Origin of the sequence: Treponema sp. (genome assembly GCF_017430385.1) — a bacterium.
Lineage (GTDB): Bacteria > Spirochaetota > Spirochaetia > Treponematales > Treponemataceae > Treponema_D.
On record NZ_JAFRNB010000002.1, the window covers coordinates 1 to 12011 of the forward strand.

10 protein-coding genes are annotated in these 12011 nt (G+C 44.5%); 3 read left to right on the top strand and 7 right to left on the bottom strand.

All coding sequences use genetic code 11. From position 1 onward, the window contains the following. The 3 genes from IJJ71_RS00100 to IJJ71_RS00110 form a co-directional block, all read right to left on the bottom strand. The coding region (locus IJJ71_RS00100; protein ID WP_296844588.1) for an ABC transporter permease at positions 1-538 on the bottom strand (538 nt) is incomplete at its 3' end. After that, on the bottom strand, positions 528-1436 hold the full coding sequence (locus tag IJJ71_RS00105) for a substrate-binding domain-containing protein (protein WP_296844589.1): 909 nt from the start codon (positions 1434-1436) through the stop codon (positions 528-530). The genes IJJ71_RS00105 and IJJ71_RS00100, both read right to left, overlap by 11 nt. 44 nt (positions 1437-1480) lie before the next feature. Then, the gene (locus tag IJJ71_RS00110) at positions 1481-2644 is read right to left on the bottom strand and encodes an FprA family A-type flavoprotein (RefSeq protein ID WP_296844590.1); all 1164 of its coding nucleotides are present in this window, start codon (positions 2642-2644) and stop codon (positions 1481-1483) included. Positions 2645-2902: 258 nt separating this feature from the next. On the opposite strand from IJJ71_RS00110, the gene IJJ71_RS00115 reads away from it, so the two are divergent. Next, positions 2903-4471: a UxaA family hydrolase gene (locus tag IJJ71_RS00115; RefSeq protein ID WP_296844592.1), complete on the top strand. Its 1569-nt coding sequence runs from the start codon at positions 2903-2905 to the stop codon at positions 4469-4471. A 255-nt stretch (positions 4472-4726) separates the two neighbouring features. Next, complete coding sequence (locus tag IJJ71_RS00120; RefSeq protein WP_296844593.1) at positions 4727-5614, top strand: hypothetical protein; 888 nt, start codon at positions 4727-4729, stop codon at positions 5612-5614. Between the two features lie 139 nt (positions 5615-5753). Here IJJ71_RS00120 and IJJ71_RS00125 read toward each other — a convergent pair whose 3' ends face one another. Continuing rightward, entirely contained in the window at positions 5754-6611 is an 858-nt protein-coding gene (locus tag IJJ71_RS00125; protein ID WP_296844594.1) for a hypothetical protein, read from the bottom strand. Between the two features lie 134 nt (positions 6612-6745). Between IJJ71_RS00125 and IJJ71_RS00130 the strand changes: the two genes are divergently transcribed. Further along, positions 6746-7903: an Rpn family recombination-promoting nuclease/putative transposase gene (locus IJJ71_RS00130; RefSeq protein ID WP_296844595.1), complete on the top strand. Its 1158-nt coding sequence runs from the start codon at positions 6746-6748 to the stop codon at positions 7901-7903. A gap of 177 nt (positions 7904-8080) precedes the next feature. Here IJJ71_RS00130 and IJJ71_RS00135 read toward each other — a convergent pair whose 3' ends face one another. From IJJ71_RS00135 to IJJ71_RS00145, 3 genes are read right to left on the bottom strand one after another with little or no spacing between them, the layout of a single operon-like run. Then, positions 8081-9394: a hypothetical protein gene (locus IJJ71_RS00135; protein WP_296844596.1), complete on the bottom strand. Its 1314-nt coding sequence runs from the start codon at positions 9392-9394 to the stop codon at positions 8081-8083. Between the two features lie 32 nt (positions 9395-9426). Next, positions 9427-10539: a hypothetical protein gene (locus tag IJJ71_RS00140; protein ID WP_296844597.1), complete on the bottom strand. Its 1113-nt coding sequence runs from the start codon at positions 10537-10539 to the stop codon at positions 9427-9429. A gap of 22 nt (positions 10540-10561) precedes the next feature. Beyond that, positions 10562-11971, bottom strand: a complete 1410-nt coding sequence (locus IJJ71_RS00145) for a hypothetical protein (protein ID WP_296844598.1) — start codon at positions 11969-11971, stop codon at positions 10562-10564. Between the last annotated feature and the right edge of the window lie 40 nt (positions 11972-12011).

Consider the following 12011-nt stretch of genomic DNA (forward strand, 5'->3'; position numbering starts at 1 on the left):
TCCGCGGGCTGAAATTGCTGTTGAGTCTATAAACATCGACCAGCTCCCTGTCAATCCGCCGGCAGCCCTCGCAAGCCGCTTCGCTTATCAGCGGAACAAGAATCATGCAAGCCGAAATATACGGAACAAAATTGTAGTCAGCAAGCACCATGATTATCACGACCATTACAATCATTGGAATCGAGCGGAGCATAATCATGAGCGGAGAAAAAATCTTCTTCACAAAAGGGCAAAGACCTTCTGCCACACCAAGCAAAACTCCAAGCACGGTAGAAATCGCCAGCGACACAAAAAGATGAATCAGGCTTGTAAAAATCAGGTGATAAGTCCGGGAATCGGCGAGCAGACGAAAAAATGAACGGAGAATTTCAAGAATGCTCGGAAAGACAAGGGGATTACCCTTCACCTTTCCGAGAATCTGAATCAGCACGCCGATTAAAACAATTCCGAGACAAAAGGCAAGGGTATTTGACTGTCGGCCCGGCTTTGTGCCAGACTGACCGCCTGCCTGAGCACGGCAGGACAATTTATTTTTCATAATAGAATTCTGGAGCCGGGAGCGCGCCACCATACTGCTTCAAGTCGATTTTTGCAGTTGTCTCAACCTGAACTTTTGCTTCTTTTGCTCCAAGGAAACGAATCGCGCAGTTCGGGATTGCAGATTCAGCGATTTTCACATTCGGCAAAATTTCGAGCTTTACAGCATCTTTTGCAACGGAAGCGACATCGCTCGTACATTTTGCGCAAGATTCTTCTGCCAGGGCAAGGAAAGCGTTCACAGCTTCCGGCTGAGCCTCAAGAGTTTCCGCACGAACAAAAAGACCAGCCTGAGCAAATCCGTCGAAACCAGTTGCCTTTTTATACAAATCATTGAGAGCATAAGCCGTAATGTTCTTGTTTTTCATAGAAGCGGCAGTAAGAGCAGGTTCTGCAGTGAGAACAATTGCGTTTGCATCAGAAAGCAAAAGTGCCTGAGTTGCGGCCGCACTTCCAAGATAATTTACAGTCTTTGGAACAATTTTATTTTTTTGAAGCGCATCAAGCGCAACCGAAGCATTGATTGTATTTTCGCCAAAAATTGTAATCTCAGATTTTTTGATGTCCTTAATCTTGAAATTCTTTTTCTGAGAAGCAAAATACAAGTTGCCCCAAGTAACAACCGCAGCCAATTTGTAAGAAGACTTGCCAGCCTTAAAAAGCTTTGCCCCGGCATTAACCGGCGCGATGATAAAATCAGCCTTGTTACTGGCGAATTCAGCGGCGATTGCCTCCGCAGCAACATAAGTGTAATTCTCCGGATTTTGAACCGCCAGTGAAGCCAAAGCTAAAGCAGGAGCACCATTCGGAGAAGTTACTTTTACAGAATATTCATCCGCAAAAAGCGAAGAAAGCAATATAATAGAAGAAAGTGCAATAAATGATAATAATTTTTTCATAATGCCTCATTATATTCCTATTCAACGCTAATTGCTACAACCAGTTAAGCCAAGATTTCGTCAGCAAGTTTTTCGAGCTGAGCTGTATTTTCGGCGGTCATTGTGATTTTGATGCTTACTTTTGTGTCACAGATTGTGATATTTTTGCTTTGCTCAAAAGCGGCAGCCATTGCTTTGTTTGCCATTGGTGCCCAGCTTCCGTTTTCGATGAAGCCAATCTTTCGGTTCTGGTAATTGCGCTCCGTGAGGTGGCCGATAAAGTCCTTCATGATTGGGAAGACGCCGCCGTTGTAAGTGGTGGTGGCCAGAACGAGCTTGCCATATCGGAACGCATCTTCTACGCACTCGTAAGTGTCTTCGCGGGCGAGGTCACTGATTGCAACTTTTGGGCAGCCTTTTGCCTTGAGAATTTCGGCGAATTTTTCTGCAACGGCTTTTGTGTGACCGTAAACAGATGTGTAAAGAACGCAAACCCCCTCGCTCTCAACGCCGTAGCTAGACCAGATATCGTAGAGGCGGATTGATTCTTTTGCATCATCTCCAGTCAAAACCGGGCCGTGAAGCGGAGCAATCGTATTGATTTCAAGATTTGCCGCCTTTTTAAGAACAGCCTGAACATTCGCACCGAATTTTCCGACGATTCCGAAGTAGTAACGGCGAGCCTCACAAGCCCAGCCTTCAGGATCTTCAACATCATTCGCACCGAATTTACCGAATCCGTCCGCAGAGAAAAGAACTTTCTCGCTTGATTCATAAGTAAAAATAACTTCCGGCCAGTGAACGTTTGGAGCAGCGATAAAATTGAGAACGTGCTTGCCAAGCTCCAGCTTTCCGCCCTCTGCAACGACAACCTGCTTGTCTGCAAAATCAGTGCCGAACATGCTCTTCATCATCACGAAAGCCATTTTTGAAGAGACGATTTTTGCCTCAGGATAAGCCTCAACAAATTTCTGAATGTTTGAAGAGTGGTCCATTTCCATGTGCTGGACTACGAGATAGTCAGGCTTTTTGCCGCTGAGTGCATTTTTAATGTTTGAAAGCCATTCATCACCAAAATCTTCGTCAACTGTGTCCATGATTGCAATTTTGTCGTCCAGAATCGCATAAGAATTGTAAGCCATTCCTGCAGGAACATCGAACTGTCCTTCAAAAAGATCGATTTTGTGGTCGTTAACGCCAACATATTTGATTGAATCACTAATCTTCATAAAAATCTCCCTAAAGATTTAAATAATATATAGATTATACCACAGTTTCTTAAAATGCCAAGCGTCAGGGATAGTAGGGGCGTAAGTTGTCGCAGGCAATGGAGCGGAAGCGGAACCCAAACGAGCACGATAACAAGAGTGCTCGCGAATAGCCCGCCCGGACGCCCAAATAATATAAATTCCCGTCTTTTTTTTACATATACTTTTTGACGGTGCGGGCTATAATAAAATCAGTTTCTACTATATACAGAGGTATTTATGAGCAAAATTGCAATCAGAATAAATGCGGCGGATGTTGTTGCCGTTGCTCTTCAGCCACTTTCTAAGGGAACCCAGGTTGTGCTTGAGGCTATGGACAATGTTCCAGAAACGACCGTGACTTTGCAGGAAGATATTACAGCAGGACACAAATTCGCTATCAGACTAATCAAAAAAGGCGAGCCGGTAATCAAATATGGTTATCCGATTGGTGAAGCGACTGAGGATATCGAGGCAGGCAAACATGTCCACACTCACAATATCCACACTCTTCTTTCGGGCGAGCTTGAATACACTTACGATGAGGCTAAGGCAAAGGCCGCTTACGACGCATGGTACAAAGACACAGAAAAATTGCGCGCAAATGTTCCGACCGTGAATGTTTACAAGCGTGCAGACGGTCGTGTTGGAAGCCGAAACGAAGTCTGGATTGTGCCTCTCGTTGGCTGCGTAAACAAAATCTCTGAAAATCTCGCAATGTGGGCAAACGCAAAATTCTGTGGTGGCGAGCCAAAACCGAGCGAAAAGGGCGGTGTCGAAGGATTTTTCACCTGGACTCATCCTTACGGCTGTTCTCAGATGGGCGGCGACAAGGAAACAACTGCAAAAATTCTGGCGGACCTGGTTCATCATCCGAATGCGGGCGGCGTTCTTGTAGTTTCGCTTGGCTGTGAAGAAAATAATGTTCCGTATTTCAAAGAATTTTTGGGCGAATACGACGAAAACCGCGTAAAATTCATGGTGACTCAGCAGTTTGAGGACGAAATGGAAGAAGGCAAAAAGCTTTTGACCGAACTTGCTGAATACGCAGGCAAATTCCAGCGCGAAGAAGCTCCGCTCACAGACATCGTGCTTGGCATGAAGTGCGGCGGCTCAGACGGAATGAGCGGAATCACCGCAAACGCATTGATTGGCCGAATCTGCGACGCAATGACAGGAATGGGCGGCCGCGTTATGCTCACCGAAGTGCCGGAAATGTTCGGTGCCGAGCAGATGCTCATGAACCGCTGCGTTGACAAAGACCGATTCGACAAGACCGTAAATCTTATCAACGGATTCAAAGGCTACTACGCCCGCCACAACCAGGTCTGCTACGAAAATCCTTCACCGGGAAACAAAGCAGGCGGAATCACAACTTTGGAAGACAAATCTTTGGGCTGTGTCCAGAAGGGCGGAAAAGCTCCGGTTACAGGCGTTTTGAAGTACGGCGAACGACTCCCGCAGAACGTAACAGGCCTCACATTGCTTGAAGGCCCTGGCAACGACATCGTTTCAACAACAGACATGACAGCAGCCGGCGCAAATATCATCCTCTTCTCAACAGGTCGAGGAACACCGCTCGGTGCCCCAGTTCCAACAGTCAAAATCGCCACAAACCACCCGCTCGCACAGAACAAACACGGCTGGATTGACTTTGATGCAGCCCGAATCCTCGACGAGCCAAGCGATTCTGTACGCGACGCACTCTTGCAGCAGATTATCGACATCGTTTCGGGAAGAGCCGTCACCAAAAACGAAAAGAACGGCTACCGTGAGATTGCGATTTTCAAAGACGGAGTAACATTGTAAGCTGAAAGGAAGGCCCCGCATCGAGCGCTTTCGTTCTTGCGCTCGTTTGGATGCGGAGTAAAAGCAAAGAGAGAATTTTCTAAAAGAAAATTCTCGTACGAATCAGGAAATCCACGGATGGATTTCCTGTTCGAGAGTTACATTGTAACTTAGGCCTGCAAGTTTTGTTTTTATTTTATATGCATCTTGTTGAAGTCTTTCTTATTGCATATAATATCGAGATTTCTAAGATGCGCATAAAATAAGGAGAACAAAATGAAAAAAAATGTTGTTTTTATTCCTCTGCTTGCACTGGCAGCAATTATTTTTGCCAGCTGCGGCTCAACAAAGATTCCGCTCAAAGAGCACTCACCTGTAGCAGTAATCACAATCACAGGAAATGCACAGGTTCCTTGGCTCACTGACGGCAACGATGATACAGAAGACGGCACTTCCGACGGTCTTCTTTCAACAATGGTCAACAAACTTATTGACGGTGAAAATCCTGAAATCGTTACAGCAGTCGATCGCCTTGATTACGCAAATGATTCAGTCTTCCAGATTCTTCCAGATATGACAGGCGCAGAATTCATTTCAAAAGAAGAGTTCCTTGCTTCCGAAGCTTATGAAGACATTGACTCAACATACTTCAACCTTCTTGCATCAGTAAAAACAGCTACTGGCTACAAAGATTTGACAGCAATGGGTGCAAAAAGAACCCGGATGTTGCTCAAAGGTGCCGGTGCAAAATCAGGTATCTTCCTCGACTTCACTTTCCAGAAGAAGCAGCTCAAAGGCAACAAATGGAACGGCAAATTCTGCGGTCTCGTAACACTCAAAGCAAAAGTCGTCAATGAAAAAGGCAAGACAATCCTCAACAAGACTTATGTTGCACAGACATCTGAAGTCACCAGAGTTTCAAGCCACAAATACGACAAAGGTGCATTTGTAGCAACCCTCAACGAAGCAATTGATTCTACAATCCGAATGTTCGCAATGGAGTTTGCAGGCGCAGAAGGAGCAGCCCCAGAACTTGAGGATGACTCAGTTAAAGGCCAGGCAATCGCTTTGCCAGTACGCAACGCTCCAAAAACAGAAGATTCAACAGACGAAGAAGTAGAAGCAGAAGCAGTTGCACCTGAAACAGAATCTACAGCACAGTAATTTCCACCACAAGATTAACCCAAATATAAAAAGCCTGAGATTGCTCCATTAGGATTAAATCTTAGGCTTTTTTTTGCATCATATTTTGCACCGTCGCCACATTTCTGCAAGCGAGGCAACGGATTTTACTATTCAGCTATTACTCAGCAGATTCTTCTGAAGTTTCCGGCAAATCAGCTTCGGCCGGTTTTTCAACAGGCTTTACCGGAATCGCAATCGGTTGTCCATGAACGGCTTCCTGCTCTTCCTCATTGATTTCTGGAAGTCCATCAAAAGAAAGCGCAAATTGTCGGATTAAGCTGTCAATCGTAGGCTTAACGGTTTCAACAAAAGCCGCTTTATCGTACTGGCGGTTAGAAATTTTAATTTTGTCAGCAGAACGAGCGGTAAAAGTTCCTTTGAAATACTCCTTGCCCTTTTCGTTCACGAGTCGAACACGCATTGTGACAATCGCACCGAACTTTCCATTCCATCGGTTTCCGCTAATAATTTTTTTCTGGAAAGTAAAATGCAACAAGACGGCAGTTTTTGCCCCAAGTTCTTTCATAGCTCCGCGCATCTCTTTGGCACTAAATGTCGTTAAATCCTTATAGCCCGTCGCAGAACTTAAAGCAGACAGAGTGTTAAAATGGCTTGCCGAAACATTTGCATAAGCTTCCGAAGAAGTCACTTCATTACGGTCAAGAATCTCGCATCCAGTAAGCTCTGGGAGAATCTGTCGAAGGCTGTCATCGGCATAGTCAAGGCGGTCAACAGCCGTCGTAAGCTCAGGATTGTCTCCGTCAAGGAATTTATTAACCAAAGTGCCCAAAACACCGCCAGACTGATTCTGTCCATACTCTTCCGGGCTATCAGAAGTCCATGTAATCTGCGTGCTGCCCATAATCGAAAACACTGCAACCGGTGAATGATCCTTAAGAGCAATTTTTGTAGACCCACAACCACTAAAAATCAAGCCAGCACCAGCCAGCAACCCCAAAAATATCTTTTTTTTCATGCCTATATAATACCTTTTAAAACAAACAAATTCCACGCATTTTTTAGACTTTTTTCAAATCGCGTTGCCAAAAATGCAAAAATTTTGGAAATACTTATATGTAGGAAATCGTGAGCCTACAAGGAGTATTTTCAATGAAAAATTTATTTCTTTATTTTGACAGCGAAATCCTTGAGCAGGCAGAAAAAGCCGTAAAAGCAGGAAAACTGCTCGATTTAAAAAGTGATATCGTTTTCAAGACATTCTTCGCAAACCCAAGCAAAGAAGCTGATTACTGCAGAAAAAGGCTGCTCACTGCCGTCCTTAACAGAAAGGTAGTAAAGGCAAAGGTCCTCAACCCGGAGATAGTGCCGGAGTTCATCAGCGGAAAGGCACCCCGGCTGGACATCCACTGCACAATTGACGACGGCTCAGAGATAGATGTCGAAATGCAGGGCAGGAAGTATGATGACGACCAGAAGAAGCGTTCAGTGTATTATGCCGCGAAACTGATGGCCGGAGCCTTGAAGGAAGGAAAGAAATACATGAGTGTGCCAGAGGTTCACCAGATTATGTTCGTGAATTTCAGAATGGCGGATGATGACAGGCTGCATCATATTTACATGTTCAAGGAGAACGAGGACAATTCGGTTCTGCAGAAAGACTTCCAAATCCACTTTATTGAGCTGCCGAAAATCAAGGAAATCTTGAAAAAGCCGCTTAAATCGTTGTCAGAACTGGAATTTTGGTCTATCCTAATATTAGCGGGCGCAGACAAACATGTTCAAACGATGTTGCGAAACTTCCCAGACTTCAAGGAGGATTTGGATATGGCAAAAGTTAATCTGAACAAAATAAGCAAAGATAAAATCGCATGGGCATACAAACTCTCAGAAGAAAAATTCTTATATGATTGGGCCGCAATGCAAACAGACAGAAGAGAAAAGGACAGGGCATTAAAAAAATTTGAGGCAAGAGTTTACGCCCTCAAATCCGAAGTTGAATCGCAGAAAGCTGAAGTTGAGGCTCAAAAAACGGAAGTTGAGTCTCAGAAAGCTGAAGTTGAAGCTCGAAAAACGGAAGTTGAGTCTCAGAAAGCTGAAGTTGAAGTTCAAAAAACGGAAGTTGAATCTCAGAAAGCTGAAGTTGAAGCTCAAAAAACGGAAGTTGAATCTCAGAAAGCTGAAGTAGAATATCAGAAAACGGAGATTGCAGCACAGAAAGCCGAACTTGCTCGCCGGGAAGCGGAATTACAGAAAAATGCCGATGAATTAAAGCGAAAGGCTGCTGTTCTTGGCATCACTTTGAGCTGAAAGGCACGACCGCCTTTTTGGTGGTTTCGACAAGTTCAACCACCACTTCGTAGCCAGCCACAAGGCTCGCCGGCACGTATTTTGCTTACGACAAACAAAAAGCCCCTCGTACAAGCTGCACGAGGGGCTTTTTGTTGCTTTTTAGGCTGTTGCCAGCCTAATTATGTAGTTTTTGGACTACAACTGAACTCGCAATACGACTGGAACGAGGATGCCATAAGCAGGCTCGATTTTGTCATAAGTGTCTTTGTCCATGAGAAGGTTGTTAACACCAACTCGAAGAGCTGTTGTGATTGAACAGTTCTTTGTAGCGAAGAGCTGAACTCCAGGAGCTACGAAAAGCTCAAGACCAAAGTCACCAACTTCTTTTCTACCTGCGTTGAAGCCTACGATATCACCGAAGTTAGCAAATACTGTGAGTTTCTCAGAGAGACCCATGCTGAAACCAAGCAAGTTCCACATAGAAGACTGTGATTCAGCATTTTTCTGCCAACCCAAAGTTCCGTCGTTCTTAACGAAGCAGAGACCAACATGAGCATCATAACCAAGTGGGTTATAAGAAGAAACGCCTGTGTCTGTTACATAGCCAATCTTGTTCAAAGATGTGAAAACCATGTTTCCTGACTTGAACTCAAAGCGAACATCGCCGTTGAAGTCTGTCAAATCACCGTTGTAGAAACCAAGAGCTGTGCTGAGTGCAAGGCTGATGTTCTCTCCGAGGTTTGGAGCAACGCTGAATGCAACAGAGCGTTTTGTAACAGCTGGTGTTGCTTTTGAGTGGTTCTTCTGCTCTTTGAGCACGAACTGGAATGCAGCAAATGAGAGTTTAGCATCCAAGCGAGCACCGAATGCAGCGTGGATTTTTGAACCATCCCATGTGTTTGTAGCACCATCGTTATCAACAGCAGCTGCAACGAGGTCAGCTGTAACAACTGTGTCACCAAACTCACCTTTGTAAGTAAGGATACCAACCGGGCGTTCTTTGCCGTCATACCAAGTGATGTCATCAGCTTTGAAGCTGACTGCTTTGGTGTGCATAGAACCGAGCTGACCGTAAGCATCCTGACCTTCGAGGTTGTGACCGATGTTGTCAGTGAGGCGGTATGCACCGTTGCTTCGTCCATCAAGGAAACCTGCTGTGAGAGTAAGTGCACCAAAGTTTACATAACCGTAGTAAGCGTTAAGTAATGGAACTCGGTCATCGTCAGAAGGCTGTTTCTGAAGGTTCGGGTTGATTTTGACAAAAGCACCGCCGAAGTCGTTTGAAACTCCGATTGCAAAGTCGTCAGATGCATCAGCATAAGCACGCTGTGCGAACAAGTATGAGTTGTGCTGTTCTGCATAAGCGTCTTTAGAATAGATAGGCTGTGCGTTGATTACACGGCTGAAACCAGCCATGCGTGTTCTATAGTTTGTCGTGAATGTAACATCAGCAAACACTGAGCCAAATGCCAATGTAGCAAGGGCCAAAGTACTAATAATTTTTTTCATTATCTTTTTTCCTCCATATTCCTTACGCTACATTAGATCTTTACATGAACTACGAATGGGATTGCGAACGTTGCTGTATTTGGCTGTCCCCAACCTGTAATATCGATGTTCACACCACCAGAGATGTTAACACCCTTTCCAACCAGATAATTGACCATAGGAGCAAGTGTTACACGCCCCTGAGTATTGTGGTCTAAACCAGCATTGTTCAAGAGGTCGTCATGCTCCCAGTGAGCTGTAAGGTTGATTGTGGCATTGTCAGATGCCATAACTGCAAGGCTGACCATATTCCAAATCTTGAAGATTGCAGGTTTACCAGCGAGTGCAACTGTAGCATCGTTTGTAAGGTTGTTCATTGTGATGAGCGCGAGGTTGTCACCAAGTTCATACTTAGCACGGAAATCTACAGCCCACAAGAAGTTGTTTGCTGTTGCTGCCCTTCGGTCAAATACGAAACCAGCCTGGAAGTCAAGACCTTCCTTGAGTGTTGTGTTTCGTCCGAATACACCGAAAGCATACTGATCCTGTTTGAGGTTTTTGAAGTCAACGATGATTTTTGTTCCTTCTCCAACATCTGTACCGAATTCTGCAGCCCAACCAGACTGTGAGTTGATACCAGATGAAGCATCATAAGTGCTCTTAATGAGGGCACCTGTTACCCAAGCACCGTCAAATTTGTACTGAACCTGAGCTGCCAAAGCTTTGCTTGTGAGGCGGTTAAGGTCAGCAGTGTTTCCACCAATTGAACCCGGCTTGTAGCGCTCGTACCAGTTGCTTTCATAGTCACCGGCATACTCATTGTAGCGGTTTACTGTGCGAGATTCCCATCGGCCTGCACGAAGTTCTGCCTTACCATCTGCGAACTTTGTCCAACCGTAGTAGTTGTTCCATGCAACTGTGTTGCCTGAGTTGTTGAGAGTTGGTTTGATTGTAAACTCAACACCTGCGTTTGAGTTTTTTACTGTGAATTTAAGGTTTCCTGCTGATGTATTTGCATAACCTGTGAACAAGTCGAGTGTACCTGTTGAGTTATCTGCAGAGTCAGCGAGGAGATGTCCCATCTGTTTGAATTCAAGGCTGACATCTGCGAATGCTGCAGAAAGAGCCATAGCTGTAACAGTCAGAGCTGTAATTATTTTTTTCATAATCTTTCTTCCTCCCACACCATTACAAAGCTACTTTGAAGACAACAGGAACTTTGATATTAGAAACATTGTGTGTTCTAACAGCATCCTGAACTTTTGGTGAAGCTGCAATCTCGAACAAATCAACAACAACACCTGTTGTAAGAGTTGCGTTTTCGTTGAATGAGTAGACTACGCCAGGAATAACGCTAATCTGGAAGCCACCATTAGCAAATGGTCCCCAAATTTCAGATTTGTTATCTCCATCAGCTGCCTGAGCCATGTGAATGAGGTCACATTCGCTTTCAACTGTGAACTGTGCCTTTACCTTTTCGCTGAGTTTGTAAGCTACGCTGACCATGTCCCAGAGATGGAAATCCATGTTTTCATATTTAATTTTGTCTCCAGAAGCATTTTCCTTAGCTTTCTCTGCATTGAGTACAGAAAGGTTGTTCATTGTTGTAAGTGTAAGGTCTTCCGTGAGATTTTTGCGGGCGCGGAAGTCAAATGCGAACTCACGATAGTTGTGCTGTGGTTTATCTCCGGCAGCGTTTTTGTTTTCTGCCAAGTCGAGACCTGCAGAAAGACCGAACAAGTAGCTTGAAGAGTCACCGATTGTGCGGAAGAAGAATCCAAGTGCAAGTTCGTCACGCTTCAAAGATTTTGCTACGAAGTTAAGGTCAAATGCAGAAGTTTTGTAAGCAACCTCACCAGCGAAACCAGAGAAGAATCCGATGTCACCGCCGTTTGCTTTTGCAAAAGTTGTGCTGTCATAAGTGCGGTCTTTGTCTGAGCGGAGTGTTGAACCCCATTCGTTATCAACCAAAACACCTTTAACCATCAAAGCTGTATCTTCGTCTTTATGGAGTGTGTAAGCAATAGCTGTTGAAAGACGGTTTTCAGTATTTCTTTCAAAGAAATACTGACTTCCAGTTACATTTACATTTTTTTTATTATCATCCGTCTTAATACCTGTATTTACTTTTGTAAGGTCATCAATATCAAAAGCGATTTTACCACCGACAACACCTGGCTTGTAGCGCTCGAACTCGCTGCCTTCCCAGTTGCCAGCGTCAGCATCAAGACGGTTTACATATCGGCTAGACCATTTACCACTTGTGACCTGAACATTTGAGAAGTTAAGCCAGCCATAGTATGTGTCAACATTAAGTTTATCCAGGGCTTTATCTTCCGGATTAATAGTGAGGGCAAAGCCTGCAAAGTCATTTTTTGCAGTAAATGCCAAATCACCTTTGTTTGAATCTCCATAACCTTCGAGGTTGAAAGATTCGCGCGTCTGTGTTGCAGTTTTCTTTCCCTGCGCATCGACATTTTTTTTATTTTCCTCAGCATACAACTTGCCACCAAGTCTGTATGACAAAGAAATGTCTGCCGCGAAGACAGCGGAAAGGGTCAATGCAGCAACAGACAGCACTGATACGATTTTTTTCATAGGAAAAAATCCTCCTTTTTTAATTGGAAACTTAAACCAA

Excerpts from the sequence above, each read along its gene's own strand:
- IJJ71_RS00135 (WP_296844596.1), bottom strand. The coding sequence starts at position 9,394 with ATGAAAAAAATTATTAGTACTTTGGCCCTTGCTACATTGGCATTTGGC.
- IJJ71_RS00110 (WP_296844590.1), bottom strand. The coding sequence starts at position 2,644 with ATGAAGATTAGTGATTCAATCAAATATGTTGGCGTTAACGACCACAAA.
- IJJ71_RS00130 (WP_296844595.1), top strand. The coding sequence starts at position 6,746 with ATGAAAAATTTATTTCTTTATTTTGACAGCGAAATCCTTGAGCAGGCA.
- IJJ71_RS00125 (WP_296844594.1), bottom strand. The coding sequence starts at position 6,611 with ATGAAAAAAAAGATATTTTTGGGGTTGCTGGCTGGTGCTGGCTTGATT.
- IJJ71_RS00115 (WP_296844592.1), top strand. The coding sequence starts at position 2,903 with ATGAGCAAAATTGCAATCAGAATAAATGCGGCGGATGTTGTTGCCGTT.
- IJJ71_RS00145 (WP_296844598.1), bottom strand. The coding sequence starts at position 11,971 with ATGAAAAAAATCGTATCAGTGCTGTCTGTTGCTGCATTGACCCTTTCC.
- IJJ71_RS00120 (WP_296844593.1), top strand. The coding sequence starts at position 4,727 with ATGAAAAAAAATGTTGTTTTTATTCCTCTGCTTGCACTGGCAGCAATT.
- IJJ71_RS00140 (WP_296844597.1), bottom strand. The coding sequence starts at position 10,539 with ATGAAAAAAATAATTACAGCTCTGACTGTTACAGCTATGGCTCTTTCT.
- IJJ71_RS00105 (WP_296844589.1), bottom strand. The coding sequence starts at position 1,436 with ATGAAAAAATTATTATCATTTATTGCACTTTCTTCTATTATATTGCTT.